Source organism: Thermogutta terrifontis, assembly GCF_002277955.1.
Taxonomy (GTDB): Bacteria; Planctomycetota; Planctomycetia; order Pirellulales; family Thermoguttaceae; genus Thermogutta; species Thermogutta terrifontis.
Map to the genome: position 1 here is coordinate 3087778 of NZ_CP018477.1, position 23657 is coordinate 3111434.

Below are 23657 nucleotides of genomic sequence, written 5' to 3' on the forward strand. Positions count from 1 at the left end.
ATTTCCTGCAAGCGAAGTTATGCAGTCCTATTCCGGTCCTAACTTCTTTCTGCAAAACGACTTAGTGGAGCGGAGGGGATTCGAACCCCCGACCTCTAGAGTGCGATTCTAGCGCTCTCCCAACTGAGCTACCGCCCCGGGGCCTTCTCAAAGTGGGCGATGCGGGACTCGAACCTGCGACCCCCAGCTTGTCGAGCTGGTGCTCTAACCAACTGAGCTAATCGCCCATCTCTCTTTCCTGGCCGTTCCGACCTCGGTCATACCAGCGGGGACGTCGCCACTGAACAGCCTCAGCCATCCTCACTCTTCGGATGGATTAAGCTGACCGCAAGTGGCACTCATGGCTCGCGGCAAGCGCCGGATCTCCCGGCAGACCGACCGGACTTGCTGGCCAAGTACTCTGGTTCTATTTTAACCGCCCGAGGCACGGGTAAGTCAATAGCCCCTGACACATCTCCGCATTCCCACTTTCCCCCGCCAATGGGCACCCGAACGTCCACACGGGTCGGTCTCAGCCCGGAGGGACCTCCTTGTCAGGTTGGATGCTCCACTTCGCATTGGCCGGCACAACAAGCGTGCCCTTCCCAACGACTTCTCGGAGGGACCTGCTTGTTAGGTCCGCCGAACAACCTTCGATCACCCATTGCCTTTCACCGGGGACTGAAGGTCCGCGTGAAAAGCGGGGTTAGAGCCCCGCACTGCACATAACAAGGACCCGGTTCGCCCGGGCCACGCCATTGGTAGGGGCAATTCATGATTTGCGTCTGCAACCCGTTTTCACTCGTGGCACGTGATGGTTATTGGTAAAAGTAGGGCCGCCGGCGGGCACAACCGTCATATGGTCGGTTTCCGGATGGCCGTTTACAATGGGCGGATATCCGATCGTGCTCCGATTTTAAATACCAAGCCCTGCAGCGCTTTTGCCGGATCAGCTAGCCAGAGAGGGGAGGTCCGCCCCGATTTCTGGCACATTCCGGTATCGCTATATATTTGATTTTCGTCATTCGGGATCGTGCTCATGGCGAAGGCAACATATAAATCCGCGGGTGTGGACCTGGACCTGTATCGCCAGGCGATGGCCCGAATCCCACACCTCCTGCGAAGGACGATGACACCGCGGACCATCGATTTGCCCAATGGTTTCGCGGGGTTGTTCCGTCTGGACTTTCCCTGGCCCCTGTTTGCACGGCGGTATCAGGATCCCGTTCTTGTCGCCTGCACGGACGGAGTCGGCACCAAGCTCAAGGTTGCGTCCCTGGCAGGCGTTTACAATACGGTGGGGATTGATCTTGTGGCCATGAGCGTCAACGACGCGTTATGTTGCGGTGCTGAGCCGCTCTTCTTTCTGGATTATGTGGCCATGCCCAAGGACGATCCGCCGCTTCTGGAAAAGCTGCTGGAGGGCATTGTGGAAGGGTGTCGCCAGGCGGATTGTGCCCTTCTGGGCGGGGAGACAGCGATCCTTCCAGACCTGTATCAGCCGGGTGATTTCGATCTGGCTGGCTTTTGCGTGGGGGTGGTGGAGAGTCGTTCCGTCATCACCGGACAGACTATCACCCCAGGTGATACCGTGTTGGGACTGGCCTCCACCGGCTTTCATTCCAACGGATACAGCCTCATTCGCAAGGTGGTGTTTGAAATGGCCGGACTGAAGGTGGGGGACTTTATTCCGGAATTGGGCATGACCGTGGGCCAAGCACTGCTTACACCGACGCGCATTTACGTCCGGCCAATCCGAGCCGTGTTGCGGTACTATCGGGTTAAGACGGTAGTTCATGGGATTGCCCATATCACTGGTGGCGGCATTCGCGAAAACCTGTCGCGAATCGTGCCGGCGGGCGTGCGGATCGTTTTGGACAAATCCGCCTGGCCGGTGCCCGCCGTTTTTCCCTGGGTGCAGCGGCTCGGGGATATCGATGACGAGGAAATGGAAAATGTTTTTAATCTTGGGCTGGGTATGATCCTCGTCGTCAGCAGTTACTATGCAACCAGTATCCGCCATCAGCTTGAAGACCAGGGCGTTCCCTGCTGGGAAATCGGCCGGGCAGAGGCAGCCGAGGCAAGCGGGGTGGTGTGGGCGGGAAAGTCATCGTAAGCTTTTTGGGACCCCCGTTATTTCACGCCCGCATAACATCACAGGCCGCCTGGGAACAAGGCTCATCGACGGCACTCATGGACTGGGACTAACGGCGTCGAACGATGTTCACGGGGCGGCAGGCAATCTAGAAGGCAAGGCGTCAACAGCCGGCCACCCAGCCAGTGGCTTGAAAAATGTCTCAGGCGGCGCGAGCCTTTCGAACTCGAGAACGTCGGGCGGCAGGGATGGGTGGTTCCGAGGTTTCGCCGGTGTTCAGGTCGGCAGCCGTGGAAGCCGTCCTATCCTCGGGATAAGGATCGGGCACAAAAAACCAGGAATCCGCAACGGGCACAGGCCAGGGATTCTTAGTGGCATCGAGGGGATCGGTGCTTGAGTCGAGCGGTCTCTGTTGCTCGGCCTGATCGACTTCTGGCTCTTCTTTAGAGGTGGAATCGCCCTGGGAGGTGCTTTCGGGTAGTGGGTCCCCGGCCAGAGGCGTCCCGGTAGGATCAGTCATTCCCCCGGCATCGGGGACACTGGACAACGAAACGGGGTTGGACGAAGTCTCCCGGGCCGGTGCAGCCTCGTGGATCGGCGTGGAATGCGATCGCGTCGGCGAGCGCTGAGGTCTACGCGCGGACTTGCCGAGAACCGTCGATGACGTCAGATTCGTCACTGGAATGCCCAGGTTGTGGCAGACGTTTGTAATATGCTCGTGACAGGTTAGCAGGAGGATTTGCTGGCGAGGTCCGGCGAACTCAGCCAGCGTTCGACAGGCCGCCCGAACTCGGTCCTGATCAAAATTCACCAGGACGTCATCGAGGATGAGCGGCAGTTGGACTCCGCGAGCCGCCCAATCACTGGCCAGAGCCAAGCGTAGGGAGAGGAAAAGTTGTTCTCGGGTACCACGGGAAAGCTCGTCCACACGGCGGAGGTTTCCGGAATGATCTTCGGTGAGGAGCACACGCTCGGCAACGGGCGTCCAAACGCGGCGGTAACGGCCCTCTGTCATCGCTTCCAGGAACCTGGAGGCTTTTTGCAGGATGCGGGGTTGCCGTTCGTGCTCGTAGTGCTGGCGAACTTTTTCAAAGAGGAAAAGCACCAGCCGGGGCAATCGCTCGCGAATGAGGCCAGGGCCGAGCCTATAATCGAGAGTCGCCAAAGCCAGGCGTTTTTCCTCGATGCGGCGGTCGCGGGCCAGTGTCTCGATTTCCGCCGTCAATCGCTCCAGCACCTGGCGACAGGACGTCACCTGACCACTGTATTCTTCTACTTTGGCCAGTGCTTCCTGATAGCGCGATTCCAAACCAACGAAGAGATCTTCAAGCTTTTCCCCTGCTCCGAGGCGTGATGACACGCCCTTGACCGCCTGCCGGAGCTCAGTGGTGATTTGTTCGTACTTCTGCTGAAGCTCCTGGCCCTTTCGCCATTGATGATGGGCCCTGCCCAGCGAATCGGAGAAGCCCGTGCGACGCCTGAAATGGCGGATGTGCCGCTTCAAGGCCATCTGTAATTTTCGCACAGTTTTCTGTTGACGCTGAAGATCTTTTAATACAGCCCGCCCTTCGCGAAGAAGTTGTTTTTTCTCGCGGGCATGGGCGATCGCTTCATCGTAAGCGGCCAGCAGCATGTCGAGGAGGAGCTCCGGGGAACTATCCGGCGGCTGAAGTCCGGCAACCTGCGCGAGTTGCTGCAGGCGAGTGGACCATGTCTCATGCTGTCGAAGTAGCGACAATCGCCGTTTGTGGACCGATTCCCAGCGCGAATAAAGTCGGCAATACTGCCGGAGCGTTTGGAGTGCCATCCCGGCAGCGGAAGGGTTCTCCGGTAAAGGAAGTCCTTGCTGGCCAAAGAAAGCTGCCACGCCACGAGCAGCTTCCTCCAATTGGGCCCGTAGCTCGGCGAGCTCTCGCTCTGCTTCCGCGATTTGCTGGGCTAAATGATCAAGTTGCGTTTGAAGCAGGCCCAAGGACTCAAGCTCGCGAATCTCGTTTTCCAGTGCAGGAAGCTCCCGCGGCAAATGGGTGGGCGCTGATGTGATCGCCATTTCCAAACCAGAAACCTGCTCCGTGAGACGCTCGCGATCCGCCCGAAGGGCTTCCCATTCTTGCAGGATCGCATCGGCGCGAGAGCGGTGGAGACGCTCGCCGTGAAGCTTGACGGCGACTCCTGCACCGACCAGAACGGCACCGAGCAGCACACCGCTCCAGCCCAAACCACTCACCGGAAATATGGCAAGCGTCAGCAGGGACAGCAGAACGAGGGCCAGCCCCAGCACAAAGGGAACCGCCACAAACAACCAGGTTCGCCCTGGAAGTAGGGCTTCTTTCATGACGGCGAGCCGTTCCGCGCGAAGCTCCCTCTGCCGGTTATCTAAGGAGGCAAGCTGCTCTCTGAGCTGGGCCAGCTTTCGAAGATGCGTGGCCTGGCGACTGCGTTCGTCGAGGGCCGTCGGGACGTTTGCCGCATGAAAGATTTCGAGCTTCTGCCGCAATTGTTCTGCTAGGCGATCTTTTGTCGCCCGGTCGGTGGCAAGTTTTTGCTCTTCCGTCTGGATTCGCTGGCCAAGCCGCTCCCACTGAGTTATGGCGCGCCGAACGTCGCCCCATGACCAATTTACGGGCCAGTCCAGGGTCTTCGCACCAAGGCGACTTTGGAGACTCTCCAGTTCCCGGTCGAGACGATCCTGCTCCGCTTGCAGAACGTTCAACGTCGTCCGGAGATTGACGAGGTCGTTTCGGATGGGCCGGAGGGCCTCGAATTCGGTGGCGTGGGCCAGGAGTGCCTCGTTGATTGTGATTTTGCTCAGCCGAGTTTTTACCTGGGAGTGCTGCTCCTTGAGCTGTTTTAAGGCCTCTTTGGCGGCGCGCAGCCTTTTGCGCAGGTGGGCCACGCGCCGGAAAAAAACCTCAGGAACACCGACCAGGGGTCCCACCTCGCGGAGTTCCTTCTCCACGAGACAGCGTTCCTCCCACAATGGCAGGAATTGCCGAAGCGCTTCCCATGTCTGGCATTTCTCGCGCCACTCCGCGAGGGCTTCTTCTGCCCTGGCGCACTGCTGCTCCGCTGTCTTTCGCGCGGCGAGAAGTCGCGCAAACCGAACTGCCGTCCTGGGAGCCTCTTGCAGTTCCCGTTCCAGCCGATCCCGCTCCTCCAGCAACTCCTCGAGAATTTCACCCTGCCGGTTTGCCTCAGCCTGTTCCTGTAAACGCGCAAGGACTCGCCCCAAAACGGCTCGGTCAATCCCCAAACTCAGGTCGTAGAGGAGTTCACCCGTGGCCGCAGTCTCGAGCGTTCGAAGATAGGCTATGTCTTCCAGATTGACCGCGAAAATGGCGTTGAACGTGGTCTCGTCGAGAGGGCACAGAAGACGGAGCGTCTCCTCGGCCGGGCTATTTTGGTTGCCGTCAAAGACCTCGATGACCTCACCACGGCTGGGTGTCCACCGCCGGTAGACCTGGAAGACAGTGTCCTGATGCTCACACACCAGTCGTCCCGCAAGCACCGGATCGTCGGCCGAGGCAAAACTGTTTCGTTGTTGAAAACCGAAGAACATACCCCGCAGAAATTCCAGCAGGGTGGACTTGCCCGTCTCGTTGGGGCCGAAAAACACGGCCAGTCCAGAGGGCAACTCCCCGCTGGACCAATCACGCCAGATTCCAAACCGCTCGATGTCGATCTGGCGGAGTCTCATTCAGCGCGTCCTCCACCACTACGCGTTGCGGGCTGGTTCTCTTCCAGCAACACCAAACCATAAAAAAGGGCCTCTCGAACGATTTCCGGCCAACCGGTCTGCCACTGATCGGGGCATCCGCGAAACACTGGAGACAGTTCCAATTCGCTCGCTGGCAAGCATTGGGAAAGAAATTCACGAGGATTCGTTGCCTCTAAGGCCAATCCCTGCCTGAGCAATTCTCCGCGAAAGCTCTCCTCTTGCAGCCAGGTTTCCGGCCAGGGATCACTGGGATGCCAGGTCACCTCGATCGGCCAGACGTAAGGAGGGCTTTGACCGTAACGCATCCGCAGCAGTTCGAGGATTTCCCGATCAAATCCCTTCATCCGCCACGGCATGAGCGCATGGGGCGATCCCTCCAGGCGAATTCGCACAAGCCAATCGGCATCCCCCGCTGCCCGGCGGGCCTCGACCTCCTGAATGATTTGGGACACAAGCTGGGGTTCGGTGCTTTCCGCTGCCACGTGGACGGTGAGCGTGTGCCACCGCAAGGCCGCCACGGAGAGGGAACGCAGAAAAACCTTTTTCGGCCCATGCAGCTCGACAACCGTGATGGACGGAATGACTTCGGGATCTGAAAAGCAGACAAAGGCCGGGCCGGGGTCGTGTGCCTTCACGCCTGCCCAATCAAACTCCGTGCGGACTCGGTGTCCCCCCAATGCCCAGTAGTCTGTCTCAATTTCGTCCGCGGGATTGTTCCCGCCTTCACCGATGTCCTGTCCGTAAGCCAGACCAACAGTGAAACCCTCCAGGGACGACGGTTTTTCCGGGAACGTTTTCAGCGGGTCTGCCTGGGATGTGATGACAAGCTGGAGTGGTCCTCCGGGAGTGGTCACCGTGGAAACGCAAGGTTCATCACCCAGAAAGAGGTGGACGTTGGGCGGAAGTGGGAATTCCTCCGGCCAGGGACCACAGCGCTCGAGCTGGCCCCAGAGCCAGATCACAGGAACATTCTGGGAAGCGAGTCCCTGGCAAAACTGGAAAACGGCGAACCAATCCCCGGGAGCCGCGGTTGCCGGATTCAGGACGTCGCCGGCAAAAATCACCGCATGGGCCCCTTCACGACTGGCTATTTCTGCCACCCGAAGTAGAGTCTTTCGGGGGGCCTCGATCAACCGCTCCACCACTCGGGGCGGAAGTTCGGGAACACCTTCAACGGCCTCGCCAAGGCAGAAACCGCTTGCGTGGATGACGGTCAGCGGCGGCACGGTGAAAAATCCTTTAACTCAGCGTCAAATTGTATTAGCTGTGCATATTGCCCAGATTACGCAGCCGCGTATCGCCACTTCCCGAGACGGCGGCAGGCCGAGAATAGCAAATCCCCGCCCCTGACACTATGGGAATTCTGCAGGGGCAGGACTTATATCGTGAAGTTCGATTAGGGGGGATCGTACCCGCCGGGATGCCAGGGATGACAGCGCAGGATCCGACAGACTCCTTTCCACGTCCCGATGAACGCCCCGTACTTTTGCACGGCCTGAATGAAATAGAGCGAACAGCTCGGCTCAAAGCGGCAACATCGGCCAAGCATCGGACTGATCGTCCATCGATAAAGTGAGACGATCGCGATCAGAACACCGGCCAGCACCCAATTGACGCAGAGGTAAACCGCCCTGATCGTCCACCCAATAGGACAAATAATTTTTCCCCACGTTGACATCCGACCGTTGCAAGACAGGAGGCCGCACGCCGCTTGATCGCCAACCTGATCATCTAAAAGCGCGGTCCTCGCTCGATCCAGCCCAGCAAAGAGGGTATCGCCGAAATCAAAGGCAGTTGCGGAACTCAGGCTGCCGGAACGGGAAGCCTCGCCGGTGTCAGGTCCAGATTTGGGCGGCAGTGGGGACGTCGGTTGGTCATTCGGTAAGTTTCTGCTGACCTCCTGCCTTGATGCACCTGCTCGTGAACGCTGGCGGCTGGGCTCCTCTTTTGATCCACTAGTGCGCTTTAATCGCCGGCCAAGCTGTTTCATGAGGGAGGGTATGCGATACCACAGCTCGTGAAAGTCGGGTTCGATCCCTTTTCTGGGAATGACGATGTAGTCGATGCCGGACGGGATATCCGCCTTTCGTTGCCGAAAGACCTCCCGAATGAGCCGCTTCCAGCGATTGCGAAAAACCGGTTTGCCGAGCTTGCGGGATACGGAAATTGCCAGCCGGGGATGGGGCAGATCGTTTTCGCACCCGTAAATGACTAGCTGCTCGTCAGCCACGGAGCACCGGCGGGCAAAGACCCGATCGATTTCTCGCTGTTTACGGATGCGGTATTCCCGACCGAAACTCTGATCCACTGTTGCTCCCTCGCCTGTTTGCCCAAACACCCCGGGGCCAGCGACTGGGCGTTTCTGATGGCAGCCGCCTCACACAGCGCGGCAACATGCAGGTTTTTCCGGTGATCACCGTGACGACTCACCGCCACGTGACCCCGGTACGCACGTTTGAAGTGTACGCATCCTGGAGTCGTTGGAGGCTTTCTTTCATGCTCTCGGGGATATGGGGAGGCGGCACGATGAGAACTTCCACATACAGATCACCAGCCGGCTCTCCGGCCGGTCGAACTCCGTAGCCTGGCACGCGAAGTTTCTTTCCACTTGCCGTTCCTGGCGGAATACGTAAGGAAATCGTGCCGTGAGGTGTGGGCACGTCCACTTTCGCGCCGAACAGGGCCTCGGGAATGGTCACCGGCAGTTTGACGTAAAGGTCTTTGCCTTTCCGCTCAAAATGCGGATGCGGGGCTACGTGGACGGTGAGATACAGATCGCCGGGCTCTCCGCCATAAGGTGCCGGAGCTCCCTGGCCTCTGAGACGGATCCGTTTTCCGTCCTCGATCCCAGCGGGAATTTTCACGCTGAGGGTTTCGCTGCGGCCATCCGGTCGCCTGACGCTGATGGCAACCTCTCCCCCTTCGACTGCGGTCGTGAAAGGAATGGTGACCTCACTTTCGATATCCTGACCGCGAAGTCCGGCTCCGGTGGTTTCGGCCGTTCTCCCTCGCCCGGCCGTTCGGCGGAAATGTTGGAAGAGGTCCTCAAAACCGCCCATGCCCCCTCTACCGCCAGGGAAATCCTGGTACCGCTCTTCAAAGAACCGGCCGAGATCGAAATCGTCGCCGAAGAAGAACGTGAATTCGCCGGGACCGGTCTGCGTGAACCCCCCTCGGCCGGTCCCCGGTCTGGCGCCCGCTCCCGCGCCCGCATACTGGAACGACGCCCCATAGCGATCGTACATCTCGCGCTTTTGAGGGTCGCTGAGGACCTCAAAGGCCTCCTGGACTTCTTGGAATTTCTCCTTGGCGTTTTTGTCATTCGGGTTGAGATCCGGATGATATTTGCGCGCAAGCTGCCGATACGCCTTTCGGATTTCCTCATCCGTGGCGTTCCGCGGAACTCCCAGAATTTTGTAATAGTCGCGTGCCATAGCAGACGGTTTATGTCCTTGCAAACGGAATTGACTTTGCTGACTTCATCGATGCGACAAGCGGGGACTTTTACTCCGACCCTGTGCCGTTGAACGGCAGTTTTCCTTCTGCCTCTTCAGAGGGGATTCGGTCGATACGATTGCGGTGCGCAATTTTTATGAAACCCGGCCAGAGTCCTGTATCAGGCCATCGCATTCCGACCGGTTAGCCACGACCCAGTTCCACTAAATGGCTTCTAATCCAGCATACTCGATGGGTCTTTCGAATGGTATTCTACCCGTGGCCATCCTTCCGCGACCGCGCCGCCCGATGCCGCTTTTAGGGAGGAAAACGCGAAAAGTCCCCGTCAATTTGGCAGCGATACCCACTCCTTTTTCCTTAATGCAACATGCGTACCACTCTTCAGTCGATAAAGAGGATCCCGGCGAAAATCGCCGGCTGATGGGAGGCATAACGCACAAGCGGTTCAAAAATCGGCCCCGCAGCCCGAGAGCTTTGGGCAGGTCGAGCTTTTCAAAGTTCCATCACGGCAGTGACACCTGCTGGCCGTCCTGCACTGCCGAGAGATAGATGAACGTATCGCGATCAATGGTCGTCGCAAGGGGCCGACAGGAACCATCGGCGAACGCAAACTGGACAACACCCGGGTGACGAGAAGAAAACTGCCACCAGCCCCACCGCGTGTCGTTGGCAGCGGTAGGTCCGAGGCCCCAGGCGCTGGCCATGACGCCACACCCAAACCACGAATACGCCCGCTCGGGATCTTCCGTGCCCCCCATGGCCTCCCCAAACAGGAGTGTCTGGCTGGTCCCATCGGTGATTGTGGAAAAGCTCTCCTGGGACCGATTCCAGAAAACTCCTCGAAACGCATCGCTGCTGGCAATCCCTGTGACCCCCATGTACCCCCCGGATCCCAGGTAATTTGTCCGTGCCAGAACATCCCCGGTGTTGTCGGAAAAGCTTGCCGCCGTCAAAGTGACATAGGGCGAAACGTAATGGAAATGGAGGATCACAATGGGACGCGCGATCCTGGTCGCGTGATCGGACGGACAGAGGAACACCCGCGGTTGCACCTGAGCGGCACCCCATGCTTTGGGGCGTTGCCAGAAGGCCTGTCCCTGCCGGCTGGCATCGTAAAGGGAGATCCCGCCGAAATTCGGGACATCAGCGTCACTCTGGTCCTTGAGCGAGCCCTGTTCAAGGTAGGGCAGAAGATAGGCCAGCACACTCGTCCATTGCCCCGGGTAGGGGGGAACCGGGGCCTGCGGCAGCGGCCCCAAATAACCCGGCGGAAACTGCCGGTGAGAATCGTGGAAGTTATGCGCTGCTAGGGCCAGTTGCTTCAGATGGTTGAGGCATTCACTCCGGCGTGCCGCCTCCCGGGCCATCTGCACAGCGGGTAAAAGCAGCGCGATCAGCAATCCGATGATCGCCAGCACGACGAGCAATTCCACAAGCGTGAATGCCCGTCGCCTCGACAGAGACGAGAAATGGATGTTTGTTCCGGATGGAAGAATCACAGGATCACAGATGGCCGCAACAGCGATTGAAGCGGAACGCGTTGAATCCGGTTCTCACCAGCAAAACCCAACTTCGCCCCACACCGCTCTTGAATACCGTACCAACGACCGCACCAAAATCCGTCCCCGGTTTGGCGACCCGTTCATACCACAATCATAGCCATCCCAATGACTTCCGTCAAAAAAGCGGCCAGGCAGCCGTGACCCCATCTCATTCTGCCATTGCAATAAATGCGGAGCTTGGTAATGCCCAGGCGTCCTTTGACTGCAATCCCCGACCGATCAGGGGAAGTTATTCTTATTTCCCGGAATTTGCTATACTACTGGCTGGAATGCAAGAGTGTGAGAAATCTTCAGGTTGTGCGGAGCGTGTCAGTGAATGCTTCCTTGATCCTCGTTTTCAGCCGACCGCGAGCCGCCCAGGCAATTCCCGCCTTCCGGAAGCTGGTGGATAGTATCGTGTCCGCTATCTCTGGTGTACCCGCGGTCATTATTCCCCATCTTTACGACCTCGTCCCTCGAGGTCCGGTACTCCAGCGGTTGGAAAAGCTCTCCGGCGATATGATCCTCCTGGCTCCGCTATTTCCGCGGGCAGCTCAACTGGTCCTCCGCGCGAATGGATTGAACTATCGGCTGATGCAGGGAAAGGGAGATTCCGCCTCCGACACCACTTTTGGCACCCATCGGCTCTGGGCGTTTGACTACCGTGAGTATCTTTCCACGGAGGTTCTTAAACAGACCGTGATGGCTCTGGTATCGGAAATCATGGGGCAGGAAGAAGCAAGTCTTCCTTCCCTGGCGGAGAAACCGGAAGACCTCATTTGGGAAATTGACGAACCGATTCAGCCGCGCTGGTATCCTGTTATCGACGAAGACCGCTGCACCCTTTGTTACGAATGTCTCAATTTCTGCCTGTTTGGGGTGTATGACGTTCGGGAAGATGGCCGCGTGTTCACCGCCCAGCCGGACGCCTGTCGGCCAGGCTGTCCCGCCTGCGCGCGTGTTTGCCCGAGCAACGCCATCATATTTCCGCTCTATCCCGATCCAGCCATCGCCGGGGCCGGGCGTGAGCATCAGGATGGCTCCCTTGTTCCACCAGACCAACTGTTCTCGAGAGATCGTCTTTCTCGCGAAGAAGCCGAAAAGTGGCGGGCACGATTTGCTGGCACGGCCGCGTCGACGCCTCCCCAGCCGGCTACAGGCGGCCCTGCCGATACGGCCCGCGGGGACGGAACCCCCCGGAAAGAGGAGGCCGATCGCGATAGTCCAAGCCTCGATCGAGAAGCCAGAATTCCCGGTCCACCGGACATAAGCGACGAGGAAATCGACCGCTGGCTGGAAGAAGCCGAAGGTGAGACGGGACAGGATCGCACAGATTGAAATCAAGCAGGGTCATTGGTCTCGAGGCTGAACCGGGGCGATCGGTTTGGGTGGAACGGGGCGATTGGCAGGGGTGGAACCCGACCCTCCAACCCCTTCCATGGAGGGACCCGCTTGTCGGGTCCGCTTGTCAACGTTAGACCGCCCAGTGGATTTCATCGGGCACGACAAGCGTGCCCCTCCGATTTTCCGAGGGACGTGCTTGTCACGTCCGCATATCAACGTTGGATGGCCGATTTCGCTTCATCCGACGCAAGAACAGTCGCTGGTAGTGGCGATTCACGAATGGCCCTTACCAAAGCTTTAGGCCGCGGCACCTGATAGGTTTTTTCCAAAGTGGGGAGCCGGCGGAACGCCAAAAGCTTGACACGGGCATCTCAGCAGTGTAAAAAGATTTCGGCGTGAGTAGGCTAATGGGCATGTCCTTTTTGGAGGTTTAATGCTATGCTGCGAAAACGTGACTTGAAAGGATTTACGCTTGTCGAACTATTGGTGGTCATCGCCATCATCGGTATCTTGATCGCTCTTTTGCTACCAGCCGTTCAGGCAGCGCGTGAAGCTGCTCGTCGGAGTCAATGCACTAACAATCTCAAACAGATTGGCCTTGGCCTGCATAACTATCACGATTCACTCAAAACGTTGCCACCTGGCTCCTTCAATCTGCGCGAGCAATGGTACTCAAACGGCACGAATTGGCGAACACTCATTCTCCCCTACATCGAGCAGAAGGCGGTGTATGACCAGTTGGCATTTCGCAGTGACTTTCCCTACACGTTCATGGCCGGTGGTGCGGCAGGAACAACCAATTATCTCCAGGGCTGTCGAGTCCTGAGTAAACTTCTGATTCCCGTATACCGCTGCCCATCGACGGACATCCCTGTCTTTGACATCCAGGACGATCCTGTTGTTAATAACAATCCTGGCCAGACGATGATGATCAATTATGCGGGAATCCAGGGAGCAGCGCGTCCGGTACCCGGCCCAGACCCCAACGCCGGCACCAAAGATTGTGGACACGGGTGGTCGTGTAACAACGGAATGATGCCTGCAAACGAGTGTTATGACTTGGCTTATTGTCGCGACGGGACGTCCAACACACTCCTGGTTGGGGAACAATCCGGGCGCGTCGGTGGGAAGAATCGGACTTCTAACTATTACGGGGGTTGGTACGGAAGTCGCCACCCCAGAACCATTGACGATCCCGCTGGGTGCGGTGATTTGTGGCAAACGGGAACAACCTGCGTGCGTTTTGGGCCCAATTCTCAGATCGTGCAGGTTGGAGCAACAGAGCACAAGTACCGCAATAACACGGTCCTCAATTCGATGCATCCTGGCGGCATTAATGTGCTGTTTACCGACGGGAGTGTCCGCTTCATCAGCGATACCATCGACTTGACGGACCTCAAGCGATTGGCATGTCGGTACGATGGCGAAACCACCACTGGATCGTACTGACCCAAAACCGACTTGCCATTGAAAACGGTGAGTGCCTCGGATTCGCTTCGGGGGTGCGCGATCTAGCGTTAACGGGGGGTGACCCGTCGCGGACGTGTCGGCTCACCGAACGCTTTCAAATCTCTGCGACGGTCTTAGTGCGCCCGCTCTCACTTGCGACAGTTACTCGGACAGGGCTGAGCTCAAACTTTTGCGACAAAGCATTTGGCCAATATGCATAACGCACAGGAGGCTTCAACGATGAAGGCAGCCGGGTGGTTGAATTTACCCCTTTACACCCTGTTGATTTTGGTGGTACTCGCTTCGGTAGTCTCGGGTTGCTCGGGTCGGAAAAGCAAGCCCAAAGGAACGGTGCAGGGCAAGGTTATCTTCAACGGTCAGCCATACACCGAGGCTTCCGTAGTTTTTCTCAATCAAGCGACTGGTCAGGGGGGGTCGGCCAACATCGAAAGCGACGGTTCTTTCCGTCTTCCTGAACCAATCGAAGTAGGTACTTACATCGTGTATTTAGCTCCCAAAATGGAGAACGATCCCACGGCCGAACCGAAACCTGTTTCAATTGACAAATCAATACCTGAGAAATACTGGAGTGAATCGACCAGCGATATCCGCGTTGAGGTTCAAAAAGGTTCAAACGAGTTCACAATCGAACTCAAGCCGTGAAATCCCAACGGTAGTGTGCCCGCACAAGCCTTCTCTGCTATGCTCACAGGGAGTTGAAGTGTCGGGCCTTCCCGCCGGGTAATCATGGTTACGCAGGGAAAATCGCCCTATAAGGTGGCGGTCCCGCAACTTAAGCGCCTTTCCTGACTGTCGGCAATCCGATTCTTGCCTCTTTGGCATCACATCGGCTATTCACTTTCGCGCTCTCCTGAAAGCTTTCCAAAAATTTTCTGCCGCGGCGCCAAGATTTCGCCTCTCGTCTCGAATACTCCTATAGGAAAGCACCTCGCCCAAGCCAGGCCATCAGCCTCTGAGGGAAATTTCCCATCCGCTCGACCTGGGTGAGTGCGAGAAGATAAGTTGTTTTGGCAGTGCCGAGAGGAGGGTCAAGCCATGTTGAAGAAATTTCTCATCGCCGGTGGACTGCTCGTGTTGGTCGGGACGCTCCTGCTGGGGCGGGACCTGGTGAGTTACGTTCGGACCTCCGCCCGCTCGGTCCAGGAGGCCGTGGTCGACGCGGTCCCCACCGAATTTCAGATCCGCCGGGCCCGCGATATGATCGAAGACCTGCTTCCCCAAATTCGCCAGAATATGCACCTGATCGCTCGCGAAGAAGTGGAAATCGAACGGTTGGAGCGGCAAATCGCGCAGGCCCGGGAGGCCCTTGAGCAGGAAAAGGCCGTCATCCTGCGGATGAAAAACGATCTGGCCAGCGGGAAACCGAAGCTCGTGTACTGCGGTCGCGAGTATTCTGCCGAGCAGGTCAGGCAGGATTTGGCCAATCGTTTTGAGCGGTACAAGACGAACGAAGCAACGCTTGCCAATTTGGAGCAGATCCGCGATGTCCGATTGAAAAGTCTTCAGGCTGCCCGGGATAAAATGGAAAACATGCTGGCTGCGAAGCGGCAGCTCGAAGTGGAAGTGGAAAACCTGCAGGCCCGTCTGCAAATGGTGCAAGCCGCCCAGGCGACCAGCGCCTATCAGTTTGACGACAGCAAACTCGGTCGCATCAAGGAACTCATCACCGACCTGCGGACTCGCCTCGACGTGGCAGAGCGATTGGTGCAATCGCAGGGCATCTACCAGGGAGAAATCCCGGTGGAAAACCCCAACCAAAAGGATATCGTGGAGGAGGTGACCGAATACTTCGGCAACTCGGGCGAGTCTCAGGAATCTCCGGCCGTCGCGAAAGCTCATTAACCCCCAAAGCGATGATGTGGCCGTAAAAGGAGGCCTGCCCATGGTTCGGCCAGCAAGAGACGTTTTTCACTGGAAACTATTTTCCAGAACTACCATGGGTCCACTGGGTATCGCTAAGAAATTTTTCCTCTGGGTGGACGAGGTGGGGGGATTTCTCGTCTGCCCACAGCCGACGGTGACGTTGGGCCATCTCGATTCCCGCGAGGCGGATGTGCCCATTTCCGGCGATCTTGAGAGTCGTCATCTGACGCTCATGAGAGAAGATGATCTCTACGTCCTGGAAGCCCATGGCCCGGTGTGCCTCAACGGCCGACCGGTTCAGCGAACGATTCTCCCGGAACGGTGTGTGCTTGAGCTGGGGAACTGCGTCCGATTGCAATTTCTTCGGCCCCATCCGTTGAGCGCGTCGGCACGCCTTGAGTTTGCCAGTGGACACCGGACCGTCCCCAGTACCGACGGCATCCTCCTCATGGCCAGAAACATCATTCTAGGCCCGCAAGACACATCCCATGTGGTGTGCCCTACTTGGAAAGAGTCAGTAACGCTGTACTGGGCCGGTGACGCCCTGCGATGTCGTGGATCGGGATTGCTCACGGTAGACGGCAAGGCGGTCCGCGGGGAAGCGATGCTCTCGCTCACTTCGCATGTTGAGGGGGCCCATTGGCGTTTTCATCTCGAGCCGGCATAACGCCGCTGGATTGGGCGAAAAATCATACGCCTGAGAGAACACAATGCTTTGGACAAGGCTCTGCTGCAAGCGAGGTTGGCGACGGGGCCGTCCACCCGGTGCTACAATGATAAGAGTCCCAGGTCCTCGGGCTTTGTACGAAAGTGAGCACTGCCATGCCCGTGGTCAATCGTAATCCACCGGATCCTCGCGATCCCCTTCAGGCGACCCAGGCTGCCGCTCCTGGCGGGGAGCCGATCGCTGAGGAATCCCGATTCTTGTACGCAAGCGGTGATCGTCCGCTGCCGGGCTTCACGATCAAGCGGGGTATTGGCCGGGGTGGTTTCGGCGAAGTTTACTACGCAGTCAGCGACGCCGGAAAGGAGGTCGCCCTCAAGCTCCTTTGTCGCCATCTCGATGTCGAGCTCCGTGGGATCCAGCACTGTCTCAACCTGAAGCACCCAAATCTGCTCATGATTTATGACGTGCAACGGGATCCGCGCGGCGACACGTGGGTCATCATGGAATATGTGCGGGGAAGTTCTCTGGAACAGGCCCTGGACCATCACCCGCAGGGACTGCCGCCCAACGAGGCTCTCGTGTGGTTTCACGGGATGGCCGCCGGAGTGGGCTATCTCCACAGCCACGGAATCGTCCATCGGGATCTCAAACCAGGCAACCTCTTTCTGGAAGAAGGGGTCGTCAAGGTCGGGGACTATGGTCTGGCGAAGTACATTTCCTGCAGTCAGCGGAGCGGGCAAACGCAGAGCGTCGGCACCGTGCACTACATGGCGCCGGAGGTCGGCCGGGGACGATACGGTAAGGAAATCGACATCTACGCCATGGGGATCATCCTCTATGAAATGCTCACCGGCCGAGTTCCTTTTGATGGCGAAAGTGCGGGCGAAATCCTCATCAAACATTTGACCGAAGCCCCCGATCTTACGCGTGTCCCGCAGCCGTTTCGCCGCACCGTTGCCCGGGCTTTGGAGAAAGATCCCGACCATCGCTATCACAGCGTCGCGGAGATGCTCGCCGATCTGCCACCGCCCCCAAGCGCCGGCACCTATGTGGGACCGATCACAACGGGACAGCGGAACGGACGTCCCAGCTCTCCGGAAAAATCCTGGGACGATGCAATCGCCTTCACCTCCGGCTCACCGAACGGGGCCATACCTCCCGCCCCATTAGCGACGGCAGCCAAGCAGGAACACGAAAAGGAAAACTCTGCAAATGCTCCCGCGGTGACCAGCGGAACGTGTGGCTGGGGCAGGAAACTGGTTGAGCGTCTGTCCACACCTGTGGCGCTGGCCGGAATCGGGATTTCGGCAGCCGTGCTGCTGTTTGGCGCCTTTTCCGCACCTCACGCCGCTCTCGCAGGTTTGCTGGGGATGGTCGGCTTACTCCTGGGCATCCTGTTCCTCCAGGCCTTCAGCCACCGCCTGACTCGTAGCAAATCGTCACAAGATGTGACCAGGGCAGAACTTGTTCGTCCTGCGGGCAGGTATCCCGTGGCGCAGCCGGTGGCGGAACCGGCTGGCCATGAGCCAGTCCTGGTCGCCACGCCTGTGCCGCCCCCCACCCGGGAGGAAGCCTTTCGCATGGAGTGGCGGCAGAAGCCGCTTCGGGCACATGTGGCGGAACTGCTGGGCTCGATGCTGGCCGCGGTCCTGGTGGCGGGGGTGGTCGCGCTGGTGGGGTACCTGGTTCTCAGCTTTCGGGGGAATCTTCCCTCTTTACTGCAAGCCGCCTGGCTCTATTTCATGACGACGTTCGGCACCTGGATTGTCCTCATCCTGGCGAAACTGTGGCAGGGGCGGGAAGGGGATGTCATCACGCGACGCTTTGTGATGATGATTGCCGGATTCCTACTCGGAGCGGTGGGCTTCTTCCTGGCGCAATATTTGAAGGTGGATCTGCCGTTCGATCCTCGTTGGCCGAACATCCCCGACTGGCAGCTACCCGCGGCTTTCTACCGCGACGGTCAACCGATGCTGCCGGCGATGGTGGCCGGTTTTGGCACTCTCTTTCTGTTCGTCCGCTGGTGGCGACTCGCTGACCCGCTGCGTCCCAGGCGCTTTGGATTCTGGGGGGTTTTCGGGCCCGGGGTGGCAGCATTCCTGGCCAGCACGCTGTGGGTGTTCCCGGCCCAGTGGTTGGTGATTCCGGCCATGGGCATGGGCATCACACTGCAACTTGCCGCCCGGTGGTTCGTGAGAAGTCGTTTCGCTGGCGTGCCATCACCCCATCGAACCGGGAGATGAACCCGTGATGGCTTACTTCTTTTTCATCGTCGCGATAGTTTTGACAGGACCGACTGCAGGACTGACCGTCCTGGCGGCGGAGAATCAGAGCCATTCCACCAAGGCAACTGACGATCGGGGCGGTTCCGAACCCGCCGTCGCCGGCTCCCATAGTACTTTTGAAAAGGCGGGTTCTGATTTTGCGCGGGATATGTCTGCCACAACGGATGCTGCACCGCCGCGAGCTTCACGCTCCCGCCCTGCCTGGGTGGACCAAGGGGCCGAGCGTGTGGGCAGCGAATATCGTCTTCCCGTGGCGATTGGCCCCTATGCATCCCCCCTGGAATGCGAAGCCCGCCTTCCGGCCGCGGTGGAGGCTGCCATCGACGACTATGTGGAACTCATCCTCGGACCGGAGGCACGGGGACGCGTCAAATTTCCCTGGTCATTTGTGGTGACAAATCTCCTCCGCGAGAGGTACATGGAGTCGCGTCTTTTCCAGCTCACCTCCACACAGCAGCGTGAAATGCATACGCTCCATGTGTTGCTCACGTTTGACCACAATGCGAACCAGTACCTCAGGCAAATTTGGCGATTCACCCAGGGCACCATGAATCTGGTTCGCTTCGGCACTTTTTTTGGAATCGCCGTGTGGACACTCGCCGTTGTCTGGGGCTATCTGCGGCTGGACCTCACCTTTGGCGGCCGTTACCGCTTGCCGCTGGGAGCGGCGGCCGGCCTCCTGCTCGTTTTGCCGTGGATTATCCTGGCGATTCTTCCGCTTCGCTGACGGCGTCGTTTTTCGTTCTCCCCGGTGGCACCTCAGCGGGCGTTCAGCCATTTTTCGATGCCGCCTTTTGCTCGGGCTTCCCCCGAATGGTGTCGTCGTCCTTGTAGAACGTCTTCAGCCGTGTTAGCTCGGCCTTGAGTTCGCGCACCACATCCGCGTACTGCGGATCGCCGTAGACATTGTGGAGTTCGTGCGGATCCTTTTGGAGATCGTACAGTTCCCATTCGTCGATCTCGTAGAAGTAGATGAGCTTGTACCGCTCCGTCCGCACACCGTAGTGTTTATGGACCATGTGGGGACCGGGATACTCATAGTAACGGTAATAGATCGACGTTCGCCAGTCTGGCGGGTCTTTGCCTTCGAGAAGTGGCTTTAGGCTGCGCCCCTGCATATCTTCCGGAATGGGAACCCCCGCCACATCGAGGAATGTCTCGGGGAAGTCCAGGTTGAGGACCATCTTTTCGCAAACGCTTCCCGGCGGAGTATGCCCGGGCCAGCGGACCAGAAGCGGCGTCCGCAGCGATTCTTCGTACATGAACCGCTTGTCAAACCAGCCGTGTTCGCCGAGGTAGAAACCCTGGTCGGACGTATAAATGACGATCGTATTCTCCGCAAGACCTGATTGATCGAGGTAATCCAGCACCCTGCCCACGTTGCGGTCCACCCCCGCCACACAACGGAGGTAGTCTTTCAAATACCGCTGATATTTCCAACGGACGAGGTCTTCACCTTGCAGATTCGCCTGCTTGAAGGCCTCATTTTCCGCTTCATACGCCTTGTAGAAGCGTTCCGCCTGTTCCGGCGTGAATTTTTCCATTTGCGGCACAAGTTTCAGGTCGTGCGGGGTCAAATGCCGGGCGATGGTCATCTCCTGTTCATGCGCCGCCCGACCTCGCGTGGCGTAGTCGTCAAAGAGGGTTGGTGGCTCGGGGATTGTGACATCTTTGTAGAGGTCCAGTTCCTGTGGACCGGGGCACCAGTTCCGGTGCGGCGCCTTGTGATGATACATGAGGAAGAAGGGCCGGTTGGGATCTCGTTTGTTTTTCAAAAAGTCCAGGACCAGGTCAGTGATAATGTCCGTGGTGTAGCCTTCATGAACCACCCGGCCCTGCGGAGTCTTCATCGGCGGGTTGTAGTACGGTCCCTGTCCGAACAGGATCTCCCAGTGATCAAAACCGGTCGGATCGCTGCCCAGGTGCCATTTGCCGATGACCGCCGTCTGGTAGCCGGCCTTCTGGAGCAGCTTGGCCACTGTCTGCTGCGTCCCGTCGAAAAGACCGTCATTCGTGGGATATCCATTGAGATGGCTGTATTTGCCGGTGAGAATCACTGCTCGGGAAGGTCCACAGATGGAGTTCGTCACAAAACAGTTCCGAAACAGCATTCCCTCTTTCGCAAGCCGATCCAGATTCGGCGTCTGATTGATGCCATAGCCGTAGCAACTCAACGCCTGGTAGGCATGGTCATCTGCCATGATAAAGAGAATGTTGGGACGCTGCGTCTTTGCCTTTTGGGCGGATTCCTCTGCGAGTACCGACCTGGAAAGCCAGCCCAGCGTCGCACTGACGATCCCAATGGCACAGAGAATACGAGGCACGCGCATAACGACCTCCCCACAACATGTCTCTAAAACCAAACACCACCAAACCATCCGCGGTCACAGCCAAACCACTTTGCGATTAGTGTGACCAGGTGTGCTCCAATTGTCAACAAAGCACGGCGCGTTGTTATGAACCCGTCGCTCCACCCACGGCCAACTCTAGCCCGTGTGGGCAATTCATGAATTGCCCGTACTGAAATGAAGTTCGTCCGTGCGAGGCGTTTTGGCGGGGCGATTCGTGAATCGCCCCTACCGGGAACTGACCGGTTGCTCGCGATTGGCGTGCTGGCTATGTCTTGGCGGTGGACTGCCCGATGGCCAGACTACAGAATATGCTCGCGATTCCAGCACGGCCATTTCCACGCCCCGAGATCGGCTCTGGAAGCTTCTCACCAACAGGCGGGAGGTCAACCGCTTTCCCGCTCCCGCCATCCCACGAAGTGTGGTACCATTAATGCTTTGCAAAGAAGTCAAAAATTTCTGGGAAGACTCTGCCCCCCGGCTGGGCCGTTCGGGTATGTCAAACAGCACCGGGCAAGACTCGCAAGCGTCACGCTCACAGATGGGGATGGAGGATGGTGCCCGTGGCTTGCCTGGACAAATCGATGTCCCGATTGGGGCGAGTGACCAGGAGCCGGCGGCAGCTACGAACGTGAAGGCAAAGGAGTTGGAGAATTTCCATGGCGATTGATAAATTCGCAATGTGTCCCGGCGGGATGGGGAAGAAAGTCAAGTTCTGCGCGGGTAACTGTTTGCCGCAATTGGAACGCCTGGAGAAATTGATCACGGCGGATCAGAGCCGGGCGGCACGCCAGCAGGTGACCACCTGGCTGGAACGCGATCCCAATCGGGCATGCCTGTGGGCGTACAAGTGCCTGCTGGATCGGGCAGCAGGCTGTGTGGAGGACCACGCAAAATCGGCGGCGGAGTTTGTCCGTCTGTTCCCTGACAGCCCCATTGCCCTGGCTGAACTGGCCATCGCTCAAATCCTGGAAAACCGTTTTCAAGAGGCCAGCGAAAGCCTTGCACGCTGTGTGGAGCAGTGCGAGGCGCAGGGATACTTTTATTACCGAGTCGTGGCGGCCATGACCACCGTGGCGGAGTGGCTTGCCGAGCAGGGACACATCCCCGCGGCCATTGCGTATCTCTGGATCGCTTCTCATCGTTACGATCCACAGAATCACACCGAGACAGATGAAATCCTGCAGCAGTTGTACCACCGCAAGGATGTGCCCCTCGAACTGCGTCAAATGCCCACGACGGGCCTGTTCAAGGACGAGCTTCGGGACCTCGATTCTCGCGTTTACCAACACGTGGTGCGGTTTCGCTTCGCCCTCGCAGAACAGGAGGTCCAGCGTTACCTGGAAACCAATCCTGAAGAACCGCAGGCCTGGTTCTGTCTGGGAAACCTCCGGCTCTGGCAGATCAATTATCCGGGCGCAGCCGAAGCCTACTTGCGGTGCGCGCAACTGGATCAAACAGGGCCCCTGGGGATGGTGGCTCTGTTACGTGCGACCATACTCAAAAAGAACGGCTTCGGCGATACAGAGAATCTCTATTTGCTCCGGTATGAAGTTTCGGATCCCGAGCGGACGAAAGAAGCCCTTTTCTCCGATCCGCATCTGGACCACGTTCCCCCCGAATCTCCCTCACAAACAAATGACAGGGGGCTCACGGAGCCACAATTCTTGTTGTTGCGGTATCCCCGTTCCGATGGTTTTGAACAGCTTCTGAGAGATCTGGACGAACCGCGACCCCCGCTCGTTTCTTACGTCTTATATTCGCGAAGCCGTGACGATGAACCAGCACAAATCGTACTGACCGGTGTTTCGGAATCTGATCGTTCCTGGGTCGAAACACGCGCTCGGCAGTGGTGCGGCGACGAGGAACTCAAAGTTCTTGAAGAATCGGTTTTCACCACTGACTCGCGAATTCTCAGGATGCTCCGCGACGTCTCTTCTGTCAGTTCACGCTTTCTAGACGGGAAGTGGACGGACGTGGAATCCCGACTTGTGGAGAGCATCCCCAAATGGCGATGGCCGGTTCTTGAACCGCTGACCCTGGAAGAAGCGGCGCGCGACCCACAGAAGAAACAATGGGCGCGAATACTGCTGGCCCATATTCTGCAAGAGATTCCTGACCGACACATAGCCCGAGTCCTCCACGAGGTGTGGCAGAAGCTCCATCTGGACTTTGACCAGGAGGAACTGACGAGGTTCATCGACAAAACGGCGGACCCGCTGCTCATTCATTTCATCGACCCTGCGCGGCTTTCTGACGAGCAACTGTCGGCAGTGTGCAAGCTTCTATTTCTGTACCAGCAGGTCCCGCTTTTGGAGCGGTTCCGCCCTGAAGTTCTGCAACGCCGAGATCGCCTGGATCCCGAGCTCGTCTATTTCGTTTATGAAGTACACGCGGCGGTCTTCGTCCGCACCAGACAGCAGGAATGGCTCACCATCCATCCTGAACTTGAGGAGATGATCACGTATTGCGAGCAGCACAATCTATCGCACGGTCGACTGCACGAGCTGGACCTTGTAGGGTTGGTCGGCATTCTCGCCTCGAAGAGCACTTCGACGGAGATCAAAAAGCAAGCCCTTCCATTTTTCGAAAAACTCCTCGAACACCTGGTCCGTCACCATGTCAACGATCCCGAGATCGGACCAATGGTGAGAGACTACTGGCACAAACTGACGCAAATGGCACTAGCGTTTAAAGCCTCCTTAACAGGAGGACGGAGCCTCGATGAACTTACACAGCCGCAAATCTGGACGCCAGACGCGGAACCTGGACCGGAATCCCGCCTAGCCCAACCGGAACCCAAGAAAATTTGGGTGCCGGGGATGGACTAAAATTGATTGGGCAAGCATCAATTTCCTGCGGGAACGGCTTGAGAAACAGTTTGATGAAGG

The 23657-nt window shown here is 58.0% G+C and carries 16 protein-coding genes and 2 tRNA genes; 10 read left to right on the plus strand and 8 right to left on the minus strand.

What is annotated here, in order from left to right; genetic code table 11:
* Positions 1-65: 65 nt before the first annotated feature.
* Both THTE_RS11510 and THTE_RS11515 read right to left on the minus strand, forming a co-directional pair.
* A tRNA-Ala gene (locus THTE_RS11510) sits at positions 66-138 on the minus strand.
* Between the two features lie 15 nt (positions 139-153).
* Positions 154-227 (minus strand) — tRNA-Val (locus THTE_RS11515).
* Between the two features lie 791 nt (positions 228-1018).
* Here THTE_RS11515 and purM point away from each other — a divergent pair.
* Positions 1019-2095: a phosphoribosylformylglycinamidine cyclo-ligase gene (gene purM, locus THTE_RS11520; protein WP_095415576.1), complete on the plus strand. Its 1077-nt coding sequence runs from the start codon at positions 1019-1021 to the stop codon at positions 2093-2095.
* Between the two features lie 181 nt (positions 2096-2276).
* Here the strand turns inward: purM and THTE_RS11525 are convergent, their stop codons facing one another.
* From THTE_RS11525 to THTE_RS11545, 5 genes are all read right to left on the minus strand, one after another.
* On the minus strand, positions 2277-5771 hold the full coding sequence (locus THTE_RS11525) for an AAA family ATPase (RefSeq protein ID WP_095415577.1): 3495 nt from the start codon (positions 5769-5771) through the stop codon (positions 2277-2279).
* Entirely contained in the window at positions 5768-7018 is a 1251-nt protein-coding gene (locus tag THTE_RS11530; protein ID WP_095415578.1) for a metallophosphoesterase family protein, read from the minus strand. Before THTE_RS11530 ends, THTE_RS11525 begins: the two co-directional genes overlap by 4 nt.
* Before the next feature lie 170 nt (positions 7019-7188).
* Positions 7189-8100, minus strand: a complete 912-nt coding sequence (yidD, locus tag THTE_RS11535) for a membrane protein insertion efficiency factor YidD (RefSeq protein ID WP_168175845.1) — start codon at positions 8098-8100, stop codon at positions 7189-7191.
* A gap of 118 nt (positions 8101-8218) precedes the next feature.
* Positions 8219-9226: a DnaJ C-terminal domain-containing protein gene (locus THTE_RS11540; protein WP_095415580.1), complete on the minus strand. Its 1008-nt coding sequence runs from the start codon at positions 9224-9226 to the stop codon at positions 8219-8221.
* A gap of 525 nt (positions 9227-9751) precedes the next feature.
* On the minus strand, positions 9752-10747 hold the full coding sequence (locus THTE_RS11545; protein ID WP_095415581.1) for a DUF1559 domain-containing protein: 996 nt from the start codon (positions 10745-10747) through the stop codon (positions 9752-9754).
* A 375-nt stretch (positions 10748-11122) separates the two neighbouring features.
* Between THTE_RS11545 and THTE_RS11550 the strand changes: the two genes are divergently transcribed.
* The 7 genes from THTE_RS11550 to THTE_RS11580 all read left to right on the plus strand — a co-directional run bounded on the left by THTE_RS11550 (position 11123) and on the right by THTE_RS11580 (position 19145).
* The gene (locus THTE_RS11550) at positions 11123-12127 is read left to right on the plus strand and encodes a hypothetical protein (RefSeq protein ID WP_157732044.1); all 1005 of its coding nucleotides are present in this window, start codon (positions 11123-11125) and stop codon (positions 12125-12127) included.
* 444 nt (positions 12128-12571) lie between these two features.
* Positions 12572-13582, plus strand: a complete 1011-nt coding sequence (locus THTE_RS11555; RefSeq protein WP_095415583.1) for a DUF1559 domain-containing protein — start codon at positions 12572-12574, stop codon at positions 13580-13582.
* Between the two features lie 240 nt (positions 13583-13822).
* On the plus strand, positions 13823-14245 hold the full coding sequence (locus THTE_RS11560; RefSeq protein ID WP_095415584.1) for a carboxypeptidase-like regulatory domain-containing protein: 423 nt from the start codon (positions 13823-13825) through the stop codon (positions 14243-14245).
* 393 nt (positions 14246-14638) lie between these two features.
* The gene (locus THTE_RS11565; RefSeq protein WP_095415585.1) at positions 14639-15445 is read left to right on the plus strand and encodes a hypothetical protein; all 807 of its coding nucleotides are present in this window, start codon (positions 14639-14641) and stop codon (positions 15443-15445) included.
* A gap of 40 nt (positions 15446-15485) precedes the next feature.
* A complete protein-coding gene (locus tag THTE_RS11570; RefSeq protein WP_095415586.1) occupies positions 15486-16133 on the plus strand; it encodes a hypothetical protein in 648 nt (215 codons plus the stop codon).
* 155 nt (positions 16134-16288) lie between these two features.
* Positions 16289-18376: a serine/threonine-protein kinase gene (locus tag THTE_RS11575; RefSeq protein WP_095415587.1), complete on the plus strand. Its 2088-nt coding sequence runs from the start codon at positions 16289-16291 to the stop codon at positions 18374-18376.
* A gap of 7 nt (positions 18377-18383) precedes the next feature.
* Positions 18384-19145, plus strand: coding sequence for a hypothetical protein (locus THTE_RS11580; protein WP_095415588.1), 762 nt, complete (start codon positions 18384-18386; stop codon positions 19143-19145).
* Between the two features lie 43 nt (positions 19146-19188).
* Here the strand turns inward: THTE_RS11580 and THTE_RS11585 are convergent, their stop codons facing one another.
* Positions 19189-20748 carry a sulfatase family protein gene (locus THTE_RS11585; protein ID WP_095415589.1) on the minus strand — a complete coding sequence of 520 codons (1560 nt, stop codon included), beginning with the start codon at positions 20746-20748 and terminating at the stop codon, positions 19189-19191.
* A 208-nt stretch (positions 20749-20956) separates the two neighbouring features.
* Between THTE_RS11585 and THTE_RS11590 the strand changes: the two genes are divergently transcribed.
* Both THTE_RS11590 and THTE_RS11595 read left to right on the plus strand, forming a co-directional pair.
* Positions 20957-21436, plus strand: coding sequence for a hypothetical protein (locus THTE_RS11590; RefSeq protein ID WP_095415590.1), 480 nt, complete (start codon positions 20957-20959; stop codon positions 21434-21436).
* A complete protein-coding gene (locus THTE_RS11595; protein WP_095415591.1) occupies positions 21426-23597 on the plus strand; it encodes a tetratricopeptide repeat protein in 2172 nt (723 codons plus the stop codon). The genes THTE_RS11590 and THTE_RS11595 overlap by 11 nt, the downstream gene beginning before the upstream one ends.
* Positions 23598-23657: the final 60 nt, after the last annotated feature.

What these genes read in the sequence shown, in the direction of transcription:
- purM (WP_095415576.1), top strand. Translation starts at nt 1,019, where the DNA reads ATGGCGAAGGCAACATATAAATCCGCGGGTGTGGACCTGGACCTGTAT.
- THTE_RS11525 (WP_095415577.1), bottom strand. Translation starts at nt 5,771, where the DNA reads ATGAGACTCCGCCAGATCGACATCGAGCGGTTTGGAATCTGGCGTGAT.
- THTE_RS11540 (WP_095415580.1), bottom strand. Translation starts at nt 9,226, where the DNA reads ATGGCACGCGACTATTACAAAATTCTGGGAGTTCCGCGGAACGCCACG.
- THTE_RS11555 (WP_095415583.1), top strand. Translation starts at nt 12,572, where the DNA reads ATGCTGCGAAAACGTGACTTGAAAGGATTTACGCTTGTCGAACTATTG.
- THTE_RS11560 (WP_095415584.1), top strand. Translation starts at nt 13,823, where the DNA reads ATGAAGGCAGCCGGGTGGTTGAATTTACCCCTTTACACCCTGTTGATT.
- THTE_RS11565 (WP_095415585.1), top strand. Translation starts at nt 14,639, where the DNA reads ATGTTGAAGAAATTTCTCATCGCCGGTGGACTGCTCGTGTTGGTCGGG.
- THTE_RS11570 (WP_095415586.1), top strand. Translation starts at nt 15,486, where the DNA reads ATGGTTCGGCCAGCAAGAGACGTTTTTCACTGGAAACTATTTTCCAGA.
- THTE_RS11575 (WP_095415587.1), top strand. Translation starts at nt 16,289, where the DNA reads ATGCCCGTGGTCAATCGTAATCCACCGGATCCTCGCGATCCCCTTCAG.
- THTE_RS11580 (WP_095415588.1), top strand. Translation starts at nt 18,384, where the DNA reads ATGGCTTACTTCTTTTTCATCGTCGCGATAGTTTTGACAGGACCGACT.
- THTE_RS11585 (WP_095415589.1), bottom strand. Translation starts at nt 20,748, where the DNA reads ATGCGCGTGCCTCGTATTCTCTGTGCCATTGGGATCGTCAGTGCGACG.
- THTE_RS11595 (WP_095415591.1), top strand. Translation starts at nt 21,426, where the DNA reads ATGGCGATTGATAAATTCGCAATGTGTCCCGGCGGGATGGGGAAGAAA.